Below are 21881 nucleotides of genomic sequence, written 5' to 3'. Positions count from 1 at the left end.
TCCGTGGGCGGTCAACTGCCCGACATCGTCTCCTGGAGCCAGTCGAAGACGACCTCGCAGTGGAGTTGCGGGGCCATGGGAGAGCAGTGGAGCTGGGCGCCCTGGGCCGCGGTCAGCTTCACGTAGTCCTTCGGTGAGGTGAGCTTGTCGTACAACTGCCGCGGCTGGCCCGGGTAGAACTGCTCGCCGTCGTAGTCCAGCACCAGGGTGGGTGCCTTGATCCGGCTGACGACGGAGGTGATCGTCAGCGCCTGGATGCGGGTGGCGGGCGTGTAGAAGTCGGTGAACAGTTTGCCCTTGCGGGCGTCGAGCATCGCCGGGATGGAGAACGGTTCGAACCGCTTCTTCATGATGGCGGCCGCGTCCGGAGGGAGTTCGGGGACGACCTCCTTGTTCCAGATGTTGTTCGTCTCCTCCTTGTCGGGTGTGAGGATCTGCCGGATCTCGGGCGGGAAGCCCAGCCACGGCTCGACGCAGCCCGGCATCGCCACCAGTGCGGCGATCCGGTTCTCGAAGGCGGCGGCCCGCGGGGCGAGGTCCCCGGCCATGCTCAGACCGGTCAGGGCGATCCTGTCGGTGTCCACGTCGGGGCGCGCGGACAACCAGTCGATGAGGGGGCTGACCACCTTCTCCCAGGTGGGGGTGAACACCACCTGGTCGACGAAGAGCAGTTGTCCCTGCCCCGGACCGTCGTAGACGAGCGCGTTCCAACCGCGTTCGAGTGCGGCGGGGACGCCGTAGGTCCACATGTCGACGTTCTGGCCGTCGCTGCCGTTGGTGAGGATCACGGTCGGACGGGGGGTGTTCGAGGTGTCGGGGCGGAAGAACCACACCGGCATGGGCGTCGTGCCGTACGGGACGGCGGCCTTCACCGGGGCGGGTTCGCACAGGTCGCAGAAGGTGTCCCAGGCGTCGCGCCCCGATTGGTACAGCTGCTGCTCGCTGCCCGGGTCGTCGGAACCGAGGACGAAGAACAATGCCTGGCCGTAGTACTGGGCGGCGCGCAGGGCACGGAACCGCTTGGTCTGGTCGTCGGCCGGCGCGCCCGGTGGCGCCTGCAGGAGCTGGTCGCCGAGCGTACGGAAGGTCTCGACGTACGTCTGCGCGGAAAGGCCGGCCCCGTTGATCTTGTTCACCGCGGTGAGGACCTCGCCGACCTCGGCGGAACCGGCGCCGGAGCCACCGAGCGCGAGGAGGCCGTTGAAGTTGTACCCGGGGTCCTTGAACAGCGTCATGACCCCGGGGGTGATGTCGGCCCCGGCGGCGGAAGCGGACGCGCTCGCACTCGCACTCGCACTCGGCGACGGGGTGGCGCGCAGGACGGGCGCGGACGCGCCGGACGTGCCCGCGGGGGCGCAGCCCGCGGCGAGCGCCGCTCCCGCGCCGGCAAGGAACAGGGCACGGCGGGTGGGACCGGTTTCCCGGTCGCCTGATATGGACGTCATACCAACCGAACGTAGTCCCGGCCCGGGCCGACCACCTCTCACCCTGCTCCGAACGGGGTACCGGGTTCGCGCCCGACCCGATCACCGGAACGGTGCGTCGACAGCAGGTCCCGGGGGCTCGTGTCCGCGGGACGGGAACCGTCCCCGTCCTGATATTTTTTGCTGCCCGTCGACGCGAGCCGCATTCCCGCCCGGTTCGCGGGATCCGCCGCTCGGGATCCACCGAAAGGGACCATGTGAAACGGCGGCAGCGGTTCATGAGCGGGCGTCACCCGTGGTGGGTCCTGGGCGTGATGGCCTGCGCGTCGTCGATGATCGCCATCGATGCCCTGGTGGTGCTGGTCGCCCTCCCGTCCATCCAACGGAGCCTGGACGCCTCCTCCACCGGACTCCAGTGGATCATCAGTGCGTACCTGCTCGGTTTCGCCGCCATGAGCGTGATCGGTGGACGCGTCGGCGACGTCCTGGGGCACGAGCGCGCCTTCCGCTTCGGCACGCTGCTGTTCGTCGTCGCCTCGATCGCCGCGGGGACGGCCCAGTCGGAGGCCTGGCTCATCGCCGCGCGCGCGGTCCAGGGCGTCGGCGCCGCGCTCCTGCGGCCCGCCTCCCAGGTGCTGATCTTCAAGGAGTTCGGGCCCCGGGACCGGGGCCAGGCCATGGGCATCTCGTCCAGCGTCTCCACCCTTTGCTACGGGGCGGCTCCGCTGATCGGGGGCGTGCTGACGTCGGCGTTCTCCTGGCGTGCGATCTTCTTCGTCAACCCGCCCATCGGCATCGCCGCGGTGGCCCTCACCCGCCTCCTGCTCACGGACGAGCCGCCACGGCGCGAGCGGGTCGACTGGGCGGGCGCACCCCTGCTGATCGGCGGTCTGGTGTGCCTGGTCCTGGCCCTCATGCAGGCGCGGTACTGGGGATGGTCCTCGGTCGCCGTCGTCTCGCTGCTCGCCACCTCGGCCGTTCTGATGACGCTCCTGGTCGTACGCGAACGCCGGATCGCCGATCCGCTCATCCCTTTCGAATTGTTCGCCCACAGGGAATTCGCGGTGGGAACCGCCGTCATCTCCACGGTGCGCTTCGCCTTCGTGGGATTCGCGGTGTTCGGGGTCATCTGGCTCCAGGACGTCGCGGGCCTGTCCGCCTTCGAGGCCGGTGTCGCCGTGTTGCCGCTCACCCTCCCCACGGTCGTGTTCGCGCCCCTCGGCGGACGGCTCTGCGATCGTCGGGGACCGCGCGTTCCCCTCGGCATCGGCATGGGTCTGTGCGTGGCGGCCCTGTTGTCCGCGGCGGTCGCCCTGCACCGGCAGGAGTACGGCTGGCTGATGGCCTCGTTCTGCGCGATGGGCATCGGCATGGGGCTCTGTGTCAGCCCGGCCTGGACCACCGCGCTGGGCGGCACCACCCCACGCATGCGCGGCTACGCGGCGGGGGTCATCCAGACCGGCCGGGAGATCAGCGCGGCGCTGGGCCTCGCGGTCATGGGCGCCGTCGTGGCGCACCTGCAGAGTTCGCGACTCCACCGGATCCTGCAGCGGGACGGCGGGCTGCCCTCCGACCGCTTCGACCGGATCGAACGGTCCATCGGGAAGGCGGTCGCGGCGGCACGGCACGGTTCCCCCCTGCCCACCGGGATTCCCGCCGACGTGCTGCCGATGCTCAGGGGCGCGGTCACCGCCGCCGTGTCGACCGCGTTCCTCGTGGGTGCGGCGGTGCTGTTCGCCGCGGCTGTCGCGGTGACCTTCCTGCCCCGCAGGTTCGCCGAGCCGCGCCGGGCCCCCGACGCTCCCGGGTGAGGGGACGCACACGTCGACGGCGGTGCCCGGTCGGGCCCGTTCACTCCTGCGCGCACAGGTCGCGGAGGGTGGCCACCAGCGTGTCGTGCGCCAGCGGAACCCGGTACGCGTTGGCGGGGACCGTGCGGGCGGCGGAGAGTTCCTCGGCCGCGGCCGCCGCGAACCGGTCCGCGTCGGCCGGGGCGCCCCGCAGGACGGCTTCCGCGCGCGTCGCGCGCCACGGTCGGGGCGCCAGTCCGCCGAGGACGACGCGCGCGTCCTTGATCGTGTGCCCGTCGAGATCCACCGCCACGGCGACCGAGGCCAGAGCGAAGGTGAAGGAGGCCCGGTCACCGACCTTGCGGTAGCGGGAGCGGGCCGCCATCGGCAGCGCCGGCAGCTCGACCGCCGTGATCAGCTCTCCGTGCCCGAGCACGGTGTCCCGCTCCGGGTGGTTGCCGGGCAACCGGTACAGGCCGGTCACCGGAAGGCGGCGGATGCCCGATCGACCCAGTACGCACACCGTGGCGTCCACGGCGCACAGCGCCACGGCAAGGTCGGAGGGGTGCACGGCCGCACAGCTGCGCGAGGCGCCCAGCACCGCGTTGTGCTCGGCGTGGCCCTGCGCGGCCGCGCAGCCGGTTCCGGGTTCCCTCTTGTTGCACGCGGTCTCCACGTTCAGGAAGTACGGGCACCGCGTGCGCTGCATCAGGTTCCCCGCCAGAGTGGCCATGTTGCGCAACTGCGGTGAGGCGCCGGCCAGGAGCGCCTGTGAGACGACCGGGTAGCGTTCGCGTATCCCGGGATGGGCGGCGAGGTCGGCGTTGCGGACGGTGGCCCCGATGCGCAAACCGCCTCCGGAGAGCGCTTCGACGCCGTCCAGGGCGAGGCCGGTGACGTCCACCAGCAGGTGTGGTCGGGCGATGCCCAGCTTGAGGTGGTCGAAGAGGTTCGTGCCGCCGGCGACGTACACGGCCCCGGGATCACCCTCGACCAGCGCGACGGCCTCCCGCACGGTGGAGGGGCGCTCGTAGCGGAACGGTCTCATGTCCTGTTTCCCGGTGCTCCCGCCGCCATCAGGGCGCCCACGTCGAGCGGCAGGCCACGGATCCGGTGACCGGTGGCGTGGTGGACGGCGTTGGCGATGGCCGCCGCCGTCCCGACGATGCCGATCTCGCCGACGCCCTTGGAGCCCATCGGACTGGTGTGGAGGTCCTCCTCGTCGATGCAGATCGCCTCGATCGCGGGAGCGTCGGCGAAGGTCGCCACGTGGTAGGAGGCCAGGTCGCGGCTGTGGAAGTGCCCGTGCGTCCTGTCGATGACGCCCACCTCGCACAGCGCCATGGAGAGGCCCATGACCATGCCACCGACCAACTGCGAACGCACCGTGACGGGATTGATGACGCGCCCGACGGCGAAGACGCCGAGCATGCGCGGCACCCGGATCTCCCTGGTCGACGTGTCCACGGTCACCTCGGCGAACTGTGCCCCGAACGCGTGCTGGGAGTGGGTGCGCGGGGTGGCGAGTTCGTCGAGCGTGTCGGCGACGGCTTCGAGGCCGCCGTCGGGCACGAGGCCCCCGCACCGTCCGACGGCGGTGCGCAGCTCCTCGCAGGCCCGCACCACCGCTGTCCCCCACGACGTCGTCCCGCTCGACCGCCCGGCCCAGCTGGCCGCCGGGTAGGCGCTGTCGCCGACCTGCACCGTGACCCGTTCGACGTCGACGCGCAGGGTGTCGGCGGCGATCTGGGCCAGGACGGTCCGCGCCCCGGTACCGATGTCCACGGCCGCGATGCGCACGGTGTAGTGGCCGGATCCGTCCGTGCGCGCGCTCGCCCGGGAGGGGAACCGGTACTGCGGAATGGTCGACGCGGCGACCCCCATGCCCACGAGGCGGCGCCCGTCGGCGCGTTCCGCGCGCAGGCGTTCCCGGTCGGCCCAGCCGAACCGCTCCGCACCCAGACGCAGGCAGGCGGCGAGGTTGCGGGTACTGAAGGGCCGGCCGCTGTGCGGATCCCGCGCGGTGTCGTTGCGCAGGCGCAGCTCGACCGGGTCGACGGAGCACGCGACGGCGAGTTCGTCCATGGCGGACTCCAGCGCGAACATCCCCGGGCATTCTCCCGGCGCCCTCATCCAGGTCGGCGACGGAACGTTCAGCCTCGTCCGCCAGTGCCTGGTCTCGCGGTTCGGCGCCGCGTACATGGTGCGGGTGGGTGCGGCCGGGTACTCGCAGTGGTCGCTCGTCAGGGACGTCTGCTCGAACGACACGTGTGACACGGCCAGGAGTCGCCCGTCCGCCTCCGCCCCGAGGCGGACGCGCTGTACGGTCGACGGCCGGTACCCGGCGACGACGCTGAGCTGCTCCCGGGTGAGGGCGGTCCTGACCGGCCTGCCGACGGCGAGTGCCGCCACGGCGGCGAGGACGAGATGGGCTCTGGGCGCGGCCTTCGAACCGAAGCCTCCCCCCACGTGACGGGCGATGACACGCACCTGGTCGGGGCTGATCCCGAAGAGACGCGCGAGGATGTCGCGCGTGCCCGAGGGCCCCTGTGTGGTGTCGAAGACGGTCAGCGCGTCGTCGTGCCAGTACGCGACGCTCCCGTGCGGTTCGAGGGCGTGGTGGTGGTAGGGGGGAGTGGTGTAGGTGGCGTCGATGCGTACCGGTGCGTGCGACAGGGCCGACTCCACGTCGCCGTGCGAGCAGTCGGTGGGGAAGAAGGGGCCGTGGTCCGGCGGCCGGTGGAATCCGTCGCCCGGGGCGTCCGCGCTCAGGCGGTACGGTCCGGGGGCGTAGTCGACCCGCACCGCGTGCGCCGCCTCGTGGGCGATCCGGGGTGATTCGGCGACGACCGCGGCGACGAACTGGCCCCGGTGGACGACCGATCGGGACTGGAGGACGGCGAGGTCGGCGCAGCCCGTACCGCAGTTCAGGCGGGGGCAGTTGGCCGCGTGCAGCACGGCCAGCACGCCGGGTAGGGCGAGGGCGCCCTCCGGGTGGACGGCGGTGACCCGCCCGTGGACGATCTCCGCCGGGATCACGGCGACGTGCGCCAGGTGCGGCAGCGCCACGTCGCCGGTGTAGCGGGCCCGGCCCGTGACCTTCTCCCGGGCCTCCCGTCGAGGAGTGGGCGTGCCGATGGACGCGCGCGTCACGGCGCCACGTCCGTGATCGCCGCGACGATGTTCTGGTAGGCGCCGCAGCGGCACAGGTTCCCGCTCATCCGCTCACGGATCTCCGGCGGCGACAGGGGCCGCTCCGAGCCGGGCCGACCGGTCACGGAACTGGGCCATCCGCGGGCGGCCTCGTCGAGCATCCCGATCGCGGAGCACAGTTGGCCGGGGGTGCAGAAGCCGCACTGGAAGGCGTCGCGGGTGATGAACGCCTCCTGCAACGGGTGGAGGTCCGCCCCACCGAGGCCCTCCACGGTCACGACGCGCGCGTCGCCGCACGCCACGGCGAGGGTCAGGCAGCTGTACACGCGTCGACCGTTCACCAGAACGGTGCAGCAACCGCAGTGGCCCCGATCGCAGCCGGCCTTGGCTCCGGTCAACCCGAGGTCGTCCCGCAGGACGTCCAGGAGGGAGGACCTGGTGTCGACCGTCGGGCGGCGATCCTCACCGTTGACGTTGAGCGCGACGTCAACGAGGACCACCTGGACGTCCTCGGCCTCGTGGACGGCCGGAGCGTCCTCGGCGACCCCGGGCGATCGGGCTCCCACCATGAGGAACGACCCCCGTTCCAGCGCTGCGGCCCCGCTCGCGTCCGCGGGCGGACCCTCGTGTTCCCGCGGCTCCACGCTACGCCCCCACTGGATCTTCCGCCTTACGGGCGACGGGGCCGCAGGACGGGGACGCCTTACTCCATGAGCGTTCATCGTCGCGGGACATTCCCTGCCGCAGAGCCACGGTCGGCCACTGCGTGCGAAGGTGCCCGTACATTCGGCTACGGGCAAGGAAGAGTCATGAACTCTGCGGCGGGCGTCCTGGGCGTGCATTCCGAGGTCGGAAGGTTGCACAAGGTGCTCGTGTGCGCGCCCGGTCTGGCCCACCGGAGGCTGACCCCGAGCAATGCGGACGATCTGCTCTTCGACGACGTGATGTGGGTGGAGAACGCCCAGCGGGACCACGCCGACTTCGTCAACAAGCTCCGCGGGCGCGGGGTGGAGGTGGTCGAGCTCCACGAGCTCCTCGCCGAGACGATGGCGGTCCCGGGCGCCCGGGACTGGTTGCTGGACCGCAAGATCGTGCCCAACGAGGTCGGCCTCGGGCTCATCGACAGCACCCGCGGCTTCCTGGAGTCGCTCACCGCGGCGCAGTTGGCCGAGTTCCTCATCGGCGGGCTCGCCACGACGGACCTGCCCGACGACTTCCGGACGCCGTACGTCGCGCTGGCCCGGGAGTCCACCGGTGTGCGCGAGTACCTGATGCCGCCGCTGCCCAACACCCTGTACACGAGGGACACCACCTGCTGGCTGTACGGCGGACTGACCCTCAACCCCCTGTACTGGCCGGCACGTCACGACGAGACGCTGCTCATGAAGGCCGTCTACACGTTCCACCCCGACTTCAAGGACGCCACCGTGTGGTGGGGCGATCCCGAACAGGGTTGGGGGCAGGCCACGTTCGAAGGCGGGGACATCATGCCCGTCGGCAACGGTGTGGTCCTGATGGGCATGAGCGAGCGCACGTCCCGGCAGGCCGTCACCCAGGTGGCCGAGTCCCTGTTCCGCAACGGGGCGGCCGAGCAGGTCATCGTGGCCGGGATGCCCAAGCTGCGGGCGGCGATGCACCTGGACACCGTGTTCACCTTCGCCGACCGGGACATCGTCACGCTCTACCCGAAGATCATGGACTCGGTCCACACCTTCACGCTCCGCCCCGGCGACTCACCGTCCGGGGTGCACGTGACCGACGAGGGCTCGCGGACCTTCGTCGAGGTCGTGGCGGCGGGCCTGGGGCTGCCCTCCCTGCGGGTCATCGAGACCGGTGGCGACGTGTACGCCTCCGAACGGCAACAGTGGGACAGCGGCAACAACGCGGTGGCCCTGGAACCGGGCGTCGTCTTCACCTACGACCGCAACACCCAGACCAACACGTTGCTGCGCAAGGCCGGGGTCGAGGTCATCACCATCGTCGGCGCCGAACTGGGCAGGGGCCGCGGCGGCGGCCACTGCATGACGTGCCCGCTCATCAGGGAACCCGTCACCTTCTGACGCCTCGGCGGCCCGGGGCCGCCCCGCCCTCCCCGGACCGCCGCACCCAGCCGACCATTCCCGAGCGCCGTCGAGGAACCCCATGTCCCAGGCAGAAGCGACCGCGTCACCGGGCTCCGCGCCCGCGGCCAAACTCCCCCTCCTCACCCTCACGGCCCTGGTGGTGGGGTCCATGGTCGGCGCGGGTGTCTTCTCCCTGCCGCGCCGTTTCGCCCAGGAGACGGGCGTGGCCGGCGCCCTCATCTCGTGGGCGGTCGCGGGCACGGGCATGCTGATGCTCGCCTTCGTCTTCCAGACCCTCGCCGTGCGCAGGCCGGAGCTCGACGCGGGGGTCTACGCCTACGCCAAGGCCGGGTTCGGCGAGTACCTGGGGTTCTTCTCGGCCTTCGGGTACTGGGCGAGCGCCTGCGTCGGCAACGTGACGTACTGGGTCCTGATCATGTCCACGATCGGAGCCGTCGTTCCGGCCCTCGGGGACGGCGACACCGTTCTGGCGGCCGTCCTGTCGTCCGTCGGGTTGTGGCTGTTCTTCTCCTTCATCCGGCGGGGCGTGAAGGAGGCCGCGGCGATCAACAGGATCGTCACCGTCGCCAAACTCGTCCCCATCATCGTCTTCATCCTGCTGGCGCTGTTCTGTCTCGACCCCGGCGTGTTCGCCGACAACTTCGCGGGCGCCGACTACGCCGGGTCCCTCTTCGACCAGGTACGGGGCACGATGCTGGCCACCGTCTTCGTCTTCCTCGGGGTGGAGGGTGCGAGCGTGTACTCGCGGCACGCGGAGCGCCGCGAGGACGTCGGGCGGGCCACCATCCTCGGCTTCCTCAGCGTGTTCGCCGTGTTCGCGTCCGTCACGGTCGTCTCCTACGGGATCCTGCCGATGAGCGAGATCGCCGAACTCCGTCAGCCCTCCATGGCCGGCGTGCTGGAGGCCGCCGTCGGCACCTGGGGCAAGGTGCTGATCAGCATCGGGCTCATCGTCTCCGTCCTGGGGGCCTACCTGGCCTGGACGTTGATGGCGGCCGAGGTGCTGTTCGTGGCCGCCAAGGACAAGGACATGCCGCGCTTCCTCGCCCGCGCCACCGCCCAGGACGTGCCGGTGCCGGCGCTCGTCATGACGACCCTGCTGTCGCAGATCGTGCTGGTCGTCACCCTGTTCTCCGACGACGCCTTCAACTTCGCCCTCGACCTGACGAGCTCCCTCTCGCTCATCCCCTTCCTCCTCGCCGCGGCCTTCGCCGTGAAGGTGGCCCTCGCCCCCGCGGACGCGACCGGTGGGAGCCGTCGGCGCGAACTCGTGGTGTCCGTACTGGCCACGCTCTACACCGCCTTCCTGATCTACGCGGCGGGCCCGAAGTTCGTGCTGATCTCCTTCATCCTGTACGCGCCCGCGACCGTCCTGTTCGTGATGGCCCGGCGCGAGCAGGGTCGCAGGCTGTTCTCCCGGCGCGAGGTGGTCATCCTCGTGGTCTCCGTGGTCGGCGCCATCACGGGGATCGTGGCCCTGGCCACGGGATGGATCGAGCTCTGAGTCCTGCAGGCGCCTGCCCGGCCTCCCGGTCCAACCACGCGCGGTGGGTCGGCGGTTGTCCGGTCCCGGGTTTCCCGAGGCGCTGGTGCGTGCCCTCCGACTGTGGTTACCTGGGGGCATGAGCACCGTACTCGTGACCCGTCGCCACGTTGACTACGTGCGTGTCACGACCACGGCCTGTCCCGCCGCCCTCTGACGCGGCGCCGCGACCGAGGTCGCCCTTGCTCCCGATTCCCGTGCACCGTGCCACCGTCGCGGCCCCTTCGTGGGCCGGGCCCGCGGCGCGCTGCCGCTCGGTGACCCCTCCCCCGCCGTAGTAGCCCCGTGGGTACGGGCTCCCCCGGAGCCCCGTGCGTCGGGCTCCCCTGTCGTGCCACCGCCGACCATCGGCGCCGCCCTGCCCCGCCCTGCCCTGCCCTGCCCCGCCCCGCCCCGCCGGGCACCGTACGCGTACCAAGGAGAAGCATGAGCCAGCCGATCGACGCCGTCACCGCAGGCCACACGCCCCAGGACGAGGCGGGCGGCCCCGACACCTCGGCCTGGTCGTTCGAGACGAAGCAACTGCACGCGGGGGCCGCACCCGACCCGACGACCGGCGCGCGGGCGGTCCCGATCTACCAGACGACCTCGTTCGTCTTCCGCGACACCCAGCACGCGGCCGACCTCTTCTCCCTCGCCGAACCCGGGAACATCTACACCCGCATCCACAACCCCACCCAGGACGTGTTCGAGCAGCGGATCGCCGCGCTCGAAGGGGGAGTCGCCGCGGTCGCCCTCTCCTCGGGCCAGGCGGCCGAGGCACTGGCCGTCCTGAACGTCGCCGGCGCGGGCGACCACATCGTCTCCAGCGCCTCCCTCTACGGAGGCACGTACAACCTGTTCCGGCACACCCTGCCGAGGTTCGGCATCGAGGTGTCCTTCGTCGACGACCCGGACGACCTCGACGCCTGGCGGGCCGCCATCCGGCCCGGGACGAAGGCCCTGTTCGCGGAGACCCTCGGCAATCCGCGCGGCAACGTGCTGGACGTCCGCGCCGTCGCCGACGTGGCGCACGGGGCAGGGCTCCCGCTGGTCGTCGACAACACGGTGCCCACCCCGTTCCTCCTGCGTCCCATCGAGCACGGCGCCGATGTCGTCGTCCACTCGGCGACGAAGTTCCTCGGCGGTCACGGCACGACCATCGGCGGTGTCGTCGTCGACGCCGGAACCTTCGACTTCGGCGCCCACGCCGAACGTTTCCCCGACTTCAGCGAGCCGGACCCCAGCTATCACGGCCTGCGGTACTGGCCGGCGCTCGGACCGGGCGCGTACGCGATCAAACTGCGCGTGCAGCTGCTGCGCGACCTCGGTCCGGCCATCGCGCCGCACTCCGCCTTCCTCCTCCTCCAGGGGGTGGAGACGCTGAGCCTGCGCCTGGAGCGCCACACGTCCAACGCGCAGGCGCTGGCGGAGTGGCTGGAGGGGCGTGACGAGGTCTCGGCCGTGCACTATCCCGGCCTGCCCTCCAACCGCTGGTACGAGGCCGGACGCCGCTACCTGCCGCGCGGCGCCGGAGCCGTGCTCGCCTTCGAGCTGGAGGGCGGAGCCGAGGCGGGCAAGCGCTTCGTGGACGCCGTCGAGCTGTTCAGTCACCTCGCCAACATCGGGGACGTGCGCAGCCTCATCATCCACCCCGCTTCCACCACCCACAGCCAGCTCGACGAGGCGCAGCTCGCGGCCACCGGAACCTCCCCCGGGTTGGTGCGCCTCTCCGTCGGCATCGAGAACCTCGCCGACCTCAAGGCCGACCTGGAGGCCGGCTTCCGGGCGGCGAAGGCGGCGTCCTGAACCCCGACGGGTCGCCCCCGCCAGGGGCGGGAACTCCCCCGGGCCCCCCTCCGGCCACCGGCGCGTGGCGGGAGGGGGACCCGGCGGGTCGGCGACGCTGGCACCACCGGGAAGGTGACCTGCGGTTGGAGGGCGGCGGTCTGCTGCCGGGCGTGGCCCTGGCGTTCGAGACGTGGGGGCGGCTCGACCCCGACGCCTCGAACGCGGTCCTCGTGCTGCACGCGCTCACCGGTGACAGTCACGTCGCCGGTCCGGCCGGGCCCGGTCATCCCACGCACGGTTGGTGGGACGCGCTGGTCGGGCCGGGTCTGGCCCTCGACACCGACCGCTGGTTCGTCGTCGCCCCGAACGTCCTCGGGGGCTGTCAGGGCAGCACCGGGCCCGCCTCGCTCCGTCCCGACGGGCGCCGCTGGGCGGCCTCGTTCCCCCGGCTGACCCAGCGCGACCAGGTGATCGCCGAGACCGCCCTCGCCGACGCACTGGGGATCGACCGGTGGGCGCTGGTGATCGGCGGGTCCATGGGCGGGATGCGCGCCCTGGAGTGGTCGGTGTCGTTTCCGCGGCGGGTGGCGGCGTTGCTGCTGCTCGCCTGTCCCCCGGCGGCGAGCGCCGACCAGATCGCGTGGAACTCCGCGCAGCTCCACGCGATCCGCGCCGACCCCCACTGGCGGGGCGGCGACTACCACGACGCCGGACCGGGGCACGGCCCGCACACCGGTCTCGGCATCGCCCGCCGCATCGCCCACACCACCTACCGCGGTGCCGCGGAGCTCGAAGCCCGGTTCGGCCACCGCCCGCAGGACGGGGAGGTGCCGCGGCTCGGCGGCCGTTACCGGGTCGAGTCGTACCTCGACCACCAGGCGGCCAAGCTGGTCCGGCGCTTCGACGCGGCCAGCTACGTCGTGCTGTGCGAGGCGATGAACGCCCACGACGTGGGCCGGGGCCGGGGCGGCACGCGCGCCGCCCTCGGCCGGGTCGGGGCACGGACGCTGGTCGCGGGGGTGGACTCCGACCGGCTCTACCCGCTGTCGCAGCAGGAGGAGTTGGCCGCGGGGATCCCCTCGGCGGACGGGGTCCGGGTGATCTCCTCACCGTTCGGCCACGACGGGTTCCTCATCGAGACGGAACAGGTCGCGGCGCTGGTGCGGGAGCTCCTGGACGACGGCCCGGAGCCCCGGGGTGCCCGGGCGCTCCGGAACTCCACGCGTGCGTCGTACGGATGAGCCCGGGCGCCGGTACGCTGCCCCGCGTGATCAACAGGTGAGCCGGTGGTGGCGTCGGCGGAACGAGCGGGGCGCCACGGCGGCGGGCGCGGGCGGGGCGGCGGACGTGGAGCCCTGGCACGTCCTGGAGGGTGTGCCCGAGGGGCACGAGGAGATACCCGGGCTGCTCCGCGGCCTGCTCACGCCCGGGAGCCGGCGGGTTTCGTGGGACGGCCTGGAGCCGCACCTGCGCGGGTGGCGGAGGCAGAGCACCCTGCGCCCGCTGCTCTCGGTGTTGCTCCTCATGCTTCCCGAACTCGATCGACGGCGTCGGATCGACGTGCTCGACGTGGTCATCCGGACCGCCGACGCCCTCCGCTCGGGGTCGCTCCGCGTGGACGGCCGTCTGAAGGCCGTCCTGGTCGATGGACAGCGTGCCGCCGCGGCCCTCCTCTCCGACGACTGCCCCGAGGTCCGCGCGGCCGCCGCCGGCGCCGTGGAACACGTACGGGCGGCCGATCGGGCGACGCTCGACGCCCTGTGGCGACAGGTCGACGTGGAGGGCGACCCCTACGTACTGGGCTGCCACCTCCTCGCCGCCGGCGAGGTCCTGGCCGCGGTCGGCACGACGGCTCCCCCGGACCGGTGGGACTCCTGGCTGAGCCATCCGGATCCGCACGTGCGGCTCGCCGCCCGCACCGCGCAGCAGACGGTGGACCGGGCGGCCCGCCCGCAGGAGACCGCCGCACGGCGCTTCGGCCCGGGGCGGTCCGCTCCTCGAAGAGCAGCCGTCGAACGGGCCGGCGAGCTGCTGCGCACCGACCGCATGCCTCCGACCGGTACCTGGGAGACCGTCCTCGCGGGACTGGCCGCCGACGACGTCCTCGTGGCCGGCGCGGCAGGCGGGATCATCGCCGGCGCGGGCACCCGGATCTCCCCCTACACCGATGTGCTGCTCCCGTTCGCCCGGCGGCAGGGGACCACCTCCGGGAACGTCATGACGGCCCTCATCGGGGCGGGTGATCCGCGGGCCCTGCCCCTCATCCTGGGGCGGTCCCACGATGCGTGGCTGGGCGTCGGTTCCCTACCCGTGGGGTGGGCCCCGGAGATGCTGCCCGCGCTGCGCGTACGGCTCGCGGGCGGTCGCCCGGAGGAGGCCCTGCGGATCCTCGCCGGTTGGGGTACCGCCGGCGCACCGGCCACCGAGGAGCTGATGGGGCTGCTCGACACTCCGCACGCGAGGTCGGCGGCCGAGGTTCTCGGCGGCATCGGTCCCGCGGCGGGCAGGGCGGCTGGCCTGCTGCGCGACCTCGCTCGGGGCGACCTGCGCCCACCGCGCCACCACGGGTACCGCGAGCCCCGGCGCTGGCACGGCGCCCAGACCGCGGCCTGGGCCCACTGGCGGATCACGGGTGATCCGCGGCTCGCGGTCGACGTGATCGGCGTGGCGCTCCGGAGCGGGCGCGGCCGGGTGGTGCTGTCCCACCTCGCCGACCTGGGGCCGTCGGCGGCCCACTGCTCCGACGCCCTCGCGCCCCTGCTCGGCAGCCTCGGCGGGTGGACCCGGGTCGGCGCCGCCGGGGCGTGGTGGCGTCTGACGGGTGACGCGGACACCGCGGTGGAGACCCTGCTCCCCGAACTGGGGCGGCTGTCGGAGCACGCGGCCGATCCGCTCCTGCTGCGGGCCGTCTACCTGCTCGGCGCGATCGGTCGGCCGGCCGCGGCGTCCGTCCCGGCGCTCACCGCGGTCATCGCCTCCGAGCGCCGCTACGGCGGCAGCATCCTGGTCGACGAGCTCCTGTTGCGAGGCGCGCACACCGCGATGGCCGCGATGGGCTGACGGGATCGGAGCCCGAGGTCCGGGCGTTCTCAGGGCAGGCGGCGCGGACCGGTCTCCTTGTTCCGCGAGGCGATCAGGAGCGCGAGCCCACCGGTCACGACCAGGCTGCCGATCAGGATCATCCCGACACCGATCACGAAGAGCCCGCTGCCGTCGTCCGACCAGTCGTGGAAGGCGGCCCCGGCCAGGCCGAGGCTCGTGCCGAGCACGGCCGCCGTGACGTACCGGCGGGACGCCGCCCAGTACACGGGGACCAGCAGGGTCAGCACGAGCCCGATGACCTGCCACGCCTGGTAGGGGCCGGTCGTGGAACCGTCCGGGTGCACGTCCCGTTCCTGGTCCCAGCCCAGCCACGCGGCCCACAGCCCGGCCGCCACCACGACGAGCAGCAGGGCCACGAGCAGTTCACGTACCGGCTTCCGCATTCCGTTTCGCATGACCCCAGTCTCGGCTTCCCCACGCGCCCCGGGCAGGGGTGGAGGTACTCAAATAGGTCTGAGTAGCTTCACTGTCGGTGCGACGGTCTAGCCTGCCGCACATGATCCAGGGGGAATGCGCCGCACCTTCACCGGGTGCGCTCGCCGAAGAGATCGCCGAAGAGATCGCGGCCGCGTCGGCCGACCGGCACGATCCGGGCGTGGAGACGTTCGAGCGTCTCCTCAACGCCGTGATGGTCCACGGACACAGGGACCGGGAGGCCTTGGCCGGCGCGCTGGCCGGCGTCCCGCGCGAGGTCGGCGGAGCGGCGGGCACCCAGGTGCGGGGCCTCGCCGTCGTCGTCGGCGCCGCGGTGGGTCCGGTGGGGGCGGAGGCCGGGAAGGGTGCCGGGGCGGGTTGGCTCGAACTGTGTCAGCACGCGGCCCTGGACTACGTCGCGGGCGCGCGCGTGGGCGAGCTCGCCGCCCGGCTGCGGGCGGGTGACACCGTGCCGTTCCTGCTGTCCGTGCCCAGCCGCCGCTCCGGGGCCGTCGAACCGCAGGAGTTGGTCACGCGCCTCGCCGAGTACGAGCGCCTCGGCATCCGGCCGGGCCCCGCCGACCTGGGACAGGCGCTGCTGCGCTGCGGGGGCCCGGTCGATCCGGGAGCCGTGCGCGCCGCGGAGCGGTTGGACTCGGCCGAGGGGCCGCGGGTGGCGGCCTGGCTGCGCCGGGGCGGTCTGCCGGGGCCGCCGTCCCGGCGGGAACGCGAGGCCGGTGTCCCCGAGCGTCCCAGCCGGCGGCGGGGCGCACGGGCGGGGCGTCGGATCCTGGTGGGGCACGAGGCGATCGAGGGTCGCGGCGACTTCCCCCGCCGGTTCTGGTCGCTCTTCCGGAAGTTCGAACCGCACCTCGCCTGTCCGCACTGGACGCTGCCCGACTTCCGCAACGCGCACACGGTCGCCGCGCTGCCCTGGCACCCCGAGATCGCTGCCGCCCGGCTGCTCACGGGGGTCGCTTCGGCGGCCGACCAGGGCGGGCAGGGCGGACGCGGCACCCCCGACTTCCTGGACGCCCTGGCCGCCACCGACGGCCCGGCCGGACCCGCCGTGCACCTCGCGCTCGCGTACGGGCTCGCCTCCGTCCCGCAGGCGGATAGGGACGCGGCCGTTCGGTCGCTGGTGCTGCTGGCCGCGCGCGGGCGGCTGGACGGGGAGTCACTGGGCCGGGAGCTGACCGAACTCGTCGGGCTCGGCACCCTGAAGGTGCCCCTGGTCACCGAATCCCTCCGGGCGGCCGCCGGCACCGCGCAGGGTGCGGCGGCGGTCTGGTCGGTCCTGGCCGGGGCGCTCCCCGGGCTCCTCGCCCACACCCGACCGCAGGCGCACGGGGCGCTGTTGGCCGTCGCGGCGGACTCCGCCGGGCTGTCGGGGGCGCGCGGTGGGTTGCCCGAGGTGACCGCGCTCGCAGAACGGCCGGGTTCGTCACAACTGATCAAGCAGGCAAGGCGGTTGCGTGACGCACTGGCAGGCTGATCCGGTGCGGCGAGGATCCCGTGGCCGCCCGGGCCCGGCGGACTCTCGGGGTCATGCCGAGCCGGTCCGGCGGTCGGAGGCGTCGAAGAGGGCGAGTTCCAGCGCTCCGGCCCGCAGGGCCCGCTCCAGGGCCGGGGCCTGCCCGTCCTCCAGGCCACCGAGGGCCTCGGCCGTCTCCGCGACCGCGTCGCCGACGATCTCGGACGCCACCTCCTCGACCGGGGCGCGCGGGCCGAGCTTGCTGACGGCGGCCGCCGCCCGGGCCGGCGTGAGCAGGGCCGTGACCTGGGCGAGGAGCCAGCCGGGCACGCCGGCGGCGCCGCCGGCGGGTACCCGGTGGGGCCGCGAACCGTTGAAGCGTTCGTCCTCGGCGAAGGCCGGGTGCTTGAACTTGCCCACCGGCCGCGCGGGCACCGGGCCGTCCACTGCGGGACCGCCGGTCGCCCACCACTCGCCGGCGGGTTTGACGACCAGCCCCTCCGCACGGTTTCCGGGCAGTTCGGGCAGGCCCAGGAGCGCCGGTACGCGGGTCGGGAAGTCCGGGGTCCGTTCACGGACCTGGGCGAGGGTGCCCCGCGCGAGCAGCGGGGCACAGTGCAGGCCCGCGACGGACGCGGCGTCCCGTAGGGCCCGGTCCCCGACCCAGCGGACGCCGTCCGCGGAGACGACCGTGGCGTCGAACGGCAGCCAGAGCAGCCCGGGCGCGTACCAGACGCCGGTCTGCACCGGCTCGGTGTTCGGGTCGGGGCGCACGTCCGGGTGCGGGTAGCGGCCACCGGCCAGTTCGCCGTAGACGGTGACGGGGGCCGCGGGGTCCGCGCCGTGACGTCGGCGCAGGGCGGTGGCGCAGCGGTGCGCGGCGACGGCCAGGGCCGGCCAGACGCGTCCCACGCCGAAGAAGTCGTCGAGTCCGCTCTCGCCGAGCAGTTCGCGGCGTTTGGCCGGGCGGACGCCCATGTCGTCGCAGACGACGGCGAAGTTCGCGCCGTGGACCTTCTCCAGCGCGACCCATTCGCGGGCCCGCGCCTCGCCCAGCCGGGCACGGGCGGGGATCTTCGGGTACGGCGACCAGTGGCGGTCAGTCATGCGCACCGCCGTCGGTGTCGGGTGTGCACCAGGTCTTCCGCCGGCGCGACGGGCGGCCGTGCCGCACCCGTTGGGGGTGGCCGGGTGTCCGCGCGGGGTCCTGTGCCATCGGTGCCTCCGTCGGACCGCCGGGATCGGGTGGAGGCCCGATGGTAGCGGGCCGTGTGGAGGGGTGGCCCGCCGTTTTCCGACCGGCCGGCGGGGAGCGCCGCTCAACCGCCGCCCTCCCCGGCGCACTCACCCACCGCGCTCCCCCGCCGACCGGTCCCCCGGGAGGAGAGGGAGGGGACGGGACGGTCCCCGGGCCTCCTTCCCCGGCCACCACCCCCACCTCGAACCGCGCGCGGGCCCGCTGTGGCAGGACGACGGGAATTGAGGGGCTCCGCTGCCGACCCTCCGCATAGGGTGGCCGGATGAGCGTGATGGAGATCGTCCCCGACCAGGGCGAATGGCGTGGCGGGTTCGACGAGCGGGTGCTCACGAGGTACCGGGCCGCGGGGTGCTCGGAGCCGCTCGCCCGGGCTCTGCTGGAGCGGACCGTGGAGAACGTCGACGGCTGGACGGTCGCGACGGACGGCTCCGATTGGATCGCGGTCGAGGTGACGGAGGACCACGGGACGACCGTGGGACGCATCCATGACCTGACCGCGCCGGAGGGGCGTCCGTGGGCCGAGCGGTGGTGCGCCGAGCACGGTGCGCGGCGGGTCGAGGTCAGGCTCACGGGCGGAGCCGGAGGGTTCGCCGACTATCCCGTGCGCCAACAGATACGGATCCGCGCCGCGGCGGAACACCCGCAACTGCCAACGGGCCTGACGGTTCGTCCGCTCACGGAGGAGGAGTACCCGGCCTGGTACGCCGCCGAGGAGGCCGGGTACGTCAAGGACATCGTCCGGGCCGGCGCGCTGACGGCGGAGCAGGCGCGGAAGAAGTCCGACCGGGATTTCGCCCGCTACCTCCCCGAGGGGTACCGGACCCCGGGCCACGCCTTCTACGCGATGGAGGCCGACGGGCAGGTGGTCGGCACCGGATGGGTGAAGCACGCGTTCCTGCCGGGTGTGACCTTCGGCTTCTCCCTGGAGGTGTACGAGGAGCACCGCGGCAAGGGCTACGGCAGGGCCGCGATGGCCGTCGGCGAGTGGGCCGCCCGGCACGGTGGCGACGGGGCGATGATGTTCAACGTCTTCGGCGGCAACGAGGTCGCCATGGGCCTCTACGACAGCACCGGTTACACCGTGCTGGACGAGTACCGGTCGATCGACCTCCCGACCCTGTAGCCGACGGGGCCGTCCGCGACCGCGCCGGCGGCCGCCCGGGCACCCCGCACGTACGATGGGCGCCGGGGGCGGAGTCGTAGCGCAGAGGTCGTCGCGCGCGGTCTCCAAAACCGTGAGGACGCCGGTTCGAATCCGGCCGGCTCCGCCCCTCCCCCTGCCCGCCCCCGGTCCGCCGGAGCGGTCCGGGGGCCGGAGGGAGGCGAGGGCTGTCTAGGGGGCGTCCGCCGGACCGGACCGGCGTGATTGACGCAGGGCCGGGAGGCCGACACCGAGGGCGGTGCCGATTCCCATGCCGAGGGCCAGGCCGAGTCCGATGTTGTCGAACACGAGCAGTCCCAGGGCCACTCCGAGGGAGACGCCCGACGAGAGGCCCACCGCCAAGGCGGTGGAGGCGGCCTGGTTCTCGGGCGCGTCGGACGGCGGCTCGGGGTTCACGGGCCCCCCGCCCACGGACGGTTGTTCATGTGTCATGCACACAGTCTGGCAGACCGCGGCGGGGGAATCTCCGGGCGGCCCCCGGCCGGTCAGTCCTGGTCGAGGACCTCGCGGAGGGTCAGGGCGAAGGCCTCCGGTTCTCCCTGTTGGCCGTACTCGCCGCCGAGGAAGCCGCCGTGGTGGCTGGGGAACAGGACGGTTCCGAGCCCCAGCGCCTCCGCGGTACCGGCCGCGGCGCGCGCGGGGAACTGCCCCTGCGATTCCTTTCCCTCCGCGATGACGATCCGCGTCCCCGCGGCCCGGAGCGCGGCGAAGTCGGGCCGGTAGGCGGTGCAGCCGCGCATGTTCTGTCCCAGCAGTGGATCACCGCGCGTGCCGTCGTCCTCGACGGGCAGGCCGAAGGCGGCCGGGTCCGGCGCGGGCTCCTCCCGCCAGTTCGCCGGGATCGGTCCGGTGCGGGTGGCCATGACCAGGAACTTCGCCATGGCCCGCCCCATGCCCTCGCGCAGGTAGGTCGCGTGGATGTCCGCGCACACCTCCAGTGCCGCCTCCCGGTCGGGCAGCACCTGCGCGAGCGGCGGCTCGTGCGCGACGAGGGTACGGACAAGATCCGGGTACCGGGCCACCAGGGCGAGCCCGTTGACGGCTCCGCCGCTGCTCGCGAACACGTCGACGGTCCCCGCGCCGGCGGCCTCGATCACCCTGCGCAGGTCCTCGGCGTGCTCCTGCGGCAGCGTCTCGGCGGCGCCGTCGGTACGGGCGCTGCGGCCGGTGCCCCGCGGGTCGTACGTGATCACGGTGCGATCGGTGAAGTGCGCGGCCAGGCTCACGAATCCGGCCGCGTCCATCGGGGAGCCGATCAGGAACAGGGCGGGCCGGGTCCCGCCCTCGGGCCGGTCGTCCCCGCCGTGGACGTCGTACGTGAGGGTGGCGCCCGTGGATTCCAGCGTGCGGGTCACGGTTGCGGTCATGGGGTCCTCCTGCTGGTGTGTGCTGTCGGAGGGGTTGACCGTCGGGAGCGCCGGAACTCATCGCTCGGCGGCGTACGGGTTTCGGCCGTGCCGTGAAAGGCCGGGGCCCGTGTCACCGGACGGGCGGTGGCACGGGCCCCGGGTGGAGCGGAACAGTGTGCTCGGTCAGCCTGCGGCGGCGGCCAGCAGGACGTCGACGAGCCGCTCCGCGGCGTCGGGCCGGCCGTGCGCGCGTGCGCGCTCCGCCATCGCCGAGCGGCGGGCCGGGTCGGTCAGGAGCGGGCCGAGGGCGTTCCAGAGGGTCTCCGGGGTGACGTCCCCGAGCAGGGCGACGGCCGCGCCCGCGTCGGCGAGGTGCTGCGCGTTGTGGGCCTGCTCGTTGCCCGCGGAGGTGGCGAGCGGCACGAACACGGCCGGCTTGCCGAGCGCGGTCAGTTCGGCCAGCGTGCCGGCGCCGCTGCGCGACACGACGACGTCGGCCAGTGCCAGGACGTCGGGCAGTTCCGGTCCGACGAAACCGGTCAGGTGGTAGCGGCCGGCGAGGACCGGGTCCAGGCCGGCGGCGGCCGCGCGGAGTTCGTCCACGTTCGCCGGGCCGCACTGGTGGATCACGTTCGCGTGGCCCAGGAGCCACGGAAGGGTGTCCCGGACGACCCCGTTGATCTGTTGGGCGCCCTGGGCGCCGCCGGTGACGTACACGGTCGGCAGCCGGCGGTCGAAGCCGGTGAGGTTCAGCGCGTACACCGCCTTGTCGGGGTGCCCGGTCAGCACCTCCGGCCGGACGGGGTTGCCGGTGACGACGGCCGCGCCGCGCAGCTCGGCGGGGAGCAGGTCGAGCGAGGAGTCGGAGGACAGGGCGATGCGGGTCGCGGAGCTCGCCAGCTTCCGGTTGGCCAGTCCGAGCCGGACGGTCTGCTCGTGGAGGACGAGCGGGCGGCGGCACAGGCGCGCGGCGAGGCCGGCCGGTACGGCGACGTAGCCGCCGGTGGCCAGGACGACGTCGGGCTCGAATTCGGACACGATGGAGCGGGCCTGGGCCACGCCGAGGGGCACGCGTGCCATGTCCTTCACGTTCGCGGCGGACAGCATCTTCAGGGGGTTGGCCGAACGCCGGATCTTGCCCGTCGCCACCGTCTTGAAGGCGATTCCCTCGGCCGGGGCGACGCGCGCTTCGAGACCGTCGGCCGTGCCGATCCACAGGACGTCGAGGGTGCTGCCCTGGGCCGCGAGGCGACCTTGCAGCGTCCGGATCGCCGTCAGAGCGGGATACGTGTGACCGCCGGTCCCTCCGCCCGTCACGAGCAACCGGAAGGAACGCGGGAGTGCGGAAGTGTTCACCC

General features: G+C 73.2%; 17 protein-coding genes and 1 tRNA gene. 9 read left to right on the top strand and 9 right to left on the bottom strand.

From position 1 onward, the window contains the following. Positions 1 to 11: 11 nt before the first annotated feature. Positions 12 to 1445, bottom strand: a complete 1434-nt coding sequence (locus tag ACZ58N_RS25735) for an alpha/beta hydrolase family protein (protein WP_471164225.1) — start codon at positions 1443 to 1445, stop codon at positions 12 to 14. A 257-nt stretch (positions 1446 to 1702) separates the two neighbouring features. Between ACZ58N_RS25735 and ACZ58N_RS25730 the strand changes: the two genes are divergently transcribed. Continuing rightward, the gene (locus ACZ58N_RS25730; RefSeq protein ID WP_471164222.1) at positions 1703 to 3235 is read left to right on the top strand and encodes an MFS transporter; all 1533 of its coding nucleotides are present in this window, start codon (positions 1703 to 1705) and stop codon (positions 3233 to 3235) included. A gap of 40 nt (positions 3236 to 3275) precedes the next feature. On the opposite strand, the gene ACZ58N_RS25725 is transcribed toward ACZ58N_RS25730, so the two are convergent. The 3 genes from ACZ58N_RS25725 to ACZ58N_RS25715 are packed head-to-tail and all read right to left on the bottom strand — an operon-like array spanning position 3276 to position 6936. Continuing rightward, positions 3276 to 4262 carry an FAD binding domain-containing protein gene (locus ACZ58N_RS25725; RefSeq protein ID WP_471164219.1) on the bottom strand — a complete coding sequence of 329 codons (987 nt, stop codon included), beginning with the start codon at positions 4260 to 4262 and terminating at the stop codon, positions 3276 to 3278. Then, entirely contained in the window at positions 4259 to 6367 is a 2109-nt protein-coding gene (locus ACZ58N_RS25720) for a xanthine dehydrogenase family protein molybdopterin-binding subunit (protein ID WP_471164217.1), read from the bottom strand. The genes ACZ58N_RS25725 and ACZ58N_RS25720 overlap by 4 nt, the downstream gene beginning before the upstream one ends. After that, on the bottom strand, positions 6364 to 6936 hold the full coding sequence (locus ACZ58N_RS25715; RefSeq protein ID WP_471164215.1) for a 2Fe-2S iron-sulfur cluster-binding protein: 573 nt from the start codon (positions 6934 to 6936) through the stop codon (positions 6364 to 6366). Before ACZ58N_RS25715 ends, ACZ58N_RS25720 begins: the two co-directional genes overlap by 4 nt. A 240-nt stretch (positions 6937 to 7176) precedes the next feature. Between ACZ58N_RS25715 and ACZ58N_RS25710 the strand changes: the two genes are divergently transcribed. From ACZ58N_RS25710 to ACZ58N_RS25690, 5 genes are all read left to right on the top strand, one after another. Then, positions 7177 to 8427, top strand: coding sequence for an arginine deiminase (locus ACZ58N_RS25710; RefSeq protein WP_471164212.1), 1251 nt, complete (start codon positions 7177 to 7179; stop codon positions 8425 to 8427). A gap of 82 nt (positions 8428 to 8509) precedes the next feature. After that, entirely contained in the window at positions 8510 to 9955 is a 1446-nt protein-coding gene (locus tag ACZ58N_RS25705) for a basic amino acid/polyamine antiporter (RefSeq protein WP_471164210.1), read from the top strand. 465 nt (positions 9956 to 10420) lie between these two features. After that, positions 10421 to 11782, top strand: coding sequence for a bifunctional o-acetylhomoserine/o-acetylserine sulfhydrylase (locus ACZ58N_RS25700; protein WP_471164207.1), 1362 nt, complete (start codon positions 10421 to 10423; stop codon positions 11780 to 11782). After that, the gene (metX, locus tag ACZ58N_RS25695; RefSeq protein WP_471164398.1) at positions 11779 to 13005 is read left to right on the top strand and encodes a homoserine O-acetyltransferase MetX; all 1227 of its coding nucleotides are present in this window, start codon (positions 11779 to 11781) and stop codon (positions 13003 to 13005) included. Before ACZ58N_RS25700 ends, metX begins: the two co-directional genes overlap by 4 nt. 37 nt (positions 13006 to 13042) lie before the next feature. Beyond that, entirely contained in the window at positions 13043 to 14824 is a 1782-nt protein-coding gene (locus tag ACZ58N_RS25690) for a hypothetical protein (RefSeq protein ID WP_471164204.1), read from the top strand. Positions 14825 to 14853: 29 nt separating this feature from the next. On the opposite strand, the gene ACZ58N_RS25685 is transcribed toward ACZ58N_RS25690, so the two are convergent. After that, a complete protein-coding gene (locus ACZ58N_RS25685; RefSeq protein ID WP_471164201.1) occupies positions 14854 to 15261 on the bottom strand; it encodes a hypothetical protein in 408 nt (135 codons plus the stop codon). Between the two features lie 101 nt (positions 15262 to 15362). Between ACZ58N_RS25685 and ACZ58N_RS25680 the strand changes: the two genes are divergently transcribed. Continuing rightward, positions 15363 to 16775, top strand: coding sequence for a DUF7824 domain-containing protein (locus ACZ58N_RS25680; protein ID WP_471164198.1), 1413 nt, complete (start codon positions 15363 to 15365; stop codon positions 16773 to 16775). Between the two features lie 51 nt (positions 16776 to 16826). Here ACZ58N_RS25680 and ACZ58N_RS25675 read toward each other — a convergent pair whose 3' ends face one another. After that, the gene (locus ACZ58N_RS25675) at positions 16827 to 17861 is read right to left on the bottom strand and encodes an RNA ligase family protein (RefSeq protein ID WP_471164195.1); all 1035 of its coding nucleotides are present in this window, start codon (positions 17859 to 17861) and stop codon (positions 16827 to 16829) included. A 413-nt stretch (positions 17862 to 18274) separates the two neighbouring features. Between ACZ58N_RS25675 and ACZ58N_RS25670 the strand changes: the two genes are divergently transcribed. Both ACZ58N_RS25670 and ACZ58N_RS25665 read left to right on the top strand, forming a co-directional pair. Further along, complete coding sequence (locus ACZ58N_RS25670; RefSeq protein ID WP_471164193.1) at positions 18275 to 19135, top strand: GNAT family N-acetyltransferase; 861 nt, start codon at positions 18275 to 18277, stop codon at positions 19133 to 19135. Positions 19136 to 19205: 70 nt separating this feature from the next. Continuing rightward, a tRNA-Trp gene (locus ACZ58N_RS25665) sits at positions 19206 to 19280 on the top strand. 65 nt (positions 19281 to 19345) lie between these two features. Here the strand turns inward: ACZ58N_RS25665 and ACZ58N_RS25660 are convergent. The 3 genes from ACZ58N_RS25660 to ACZ58N_RS25650 form a co-directional block, all read right to left on the bottom strand. Continuing rightward, entirely contained in the window at positions 19346 to 19606 is a 261-nt protein-coding gene (locus tag ACZ58N_RS25660) for a glycine zipper domain-containing protein (protein ID WP_471164190.1), read from the bottom strand. Positions 19607 to 19659: 53 nt separating this feature from the next. Continuing rightward, the gene (locus ACZ58N_RS25655) at positions 19660 to 20541 is read right to left on the bottom strand and encodes an alpha/beta fold hydrolase (RefSeq protein ID WP_471164187.1); all 882 of its coding nucleotides are present in this window, start codon (positions 20539 to 20541) and stop codon (positions 19660 to 19662) included. Between the two features lie 165 nt (positions 20542 to 20706). Next, positions 20707 to 21879: a UDP-N-acetylglucosamine--N-acetylmuramyl-(pentapeptide) pyrophosphoryl-undecaprenol N-acetylglucosamine transferase gene (locus ACZ58N_RS25650; RefSeq protein ID WP_471164185.1), complete on the bottom strand. Its 1173-nt coding sequence runs from the start codon at positions 21877 to 21879 to the stop codon at positions 20707 to 20709. Positions 21880 to 21881 lie beyond the last annotated feature (2 nt).

The organism is Streptomyces sp. NPDC040432 (assembly GCF_055595445.1).
Note: the sequence above shows the minus strand (reverse complement) of the source record. Positions and strands in the feature narration are given on the sequence as shown.

Excerpts from the sequence above, each read along its gene's own strand:
- ACZ58N_RS25735 (WP_471164225.1), bottom strand. The coding sequence starts at position 1,445 with ATGACGTCCATATCAGGCGACCGGGAAACCGGTCCCACCCGCCGTGCC.
- ACZ58N_RS25730 (WP_471164222.1), top strand. The coding sequence starts at position 1,703 with ATGAGCGGGCGTCACCCGTGGTGGGTCCTGGGCGTGATGGCCTGCGCG.
- ACZ58N_RS25725 (WP_471164219.1), bottom strand. The coding sequence starts at position 4,262 with ATGAGACCGTTCCGCTACGAGCGCCCCTCCACCGTGCGGGAGGCCGTC.
- ACZ58N_RS25715 (WP_471164215.1), bottom strand. The coding sequence starts at position 6,936 with ATGGTGGGAGCCCGATCGCCCGGGGTCGCCGAGGACGCTCCGGCCGTC.
- ACZ58N_RS25710 (WP_471164212.1), top strand. The coding sequence starts at position 7,177 with ATGAACTCTGCGGCGGGCGTCCTGGGCGTGCATTCCGAGGTCGGAAGG.
- ACZ58N_RS25705 (WP_471164210.1), top strand. The coding sequence starts at position 8,510 with ATGTCCCAGGCAGAAGCGACCGCGTCACCGGGCTCCGCGCCCGCGGCC.
- ACZ58N_RS25700 (WP_471164207.1), top strand. The coding sequence starts at position 10,421 with ATGAGCCAGCCGATCGACGCCGTCACCGCAGGCCACACGCCCCAGGAC.
- ACZ58N_RS25685 (WP_471164201.1), bottom strand. The coding sequence starts at position 15,261 with ATGCGAAACGGAATGCGGAAGCCGGTACGTGAACTGCTCGTGGCCCTG.
- ACZ58N_RS25680 (WP_471164198.1), top strand. The coding sequence starts at position 15,363 with ATGATCCAGGGGGAATGCGCCGCACCTTCACCGGGTGCGCTCGCCGAA.
- ACZ58N_RS25675 (WP_471164195.1), bottom strand. The coding sequence starts at position 17,861 with ATGACTGACCGCCACTGGTCGCCGTACCCGAAGATCCCCGCCCGTGCC.
- ACZ58N_RS25670 (WP_471164193.1), top strand. The coding sequence starts at position 18,275 with ATGAGCGTGATGGAGATCGTCCCCGACCAGGGCGAATGGCGTGGCGGG.
- ACZ58N_RS25660 (WP_471164190.1), bottom strand. The coding sequence starts at position 19,606 with ATGACACATGAACAACCGTCCGTGGGCGGGGGGCCCGTGAACCCCGAG.
- ACZ58N_RS25655 (WP_471164187.1), bottom strand. The coding sequence starts at position 20,541 with ATGACCGCAACCGTGACCCGCACGCTGGAATCCACGGGCGCCACCCTC.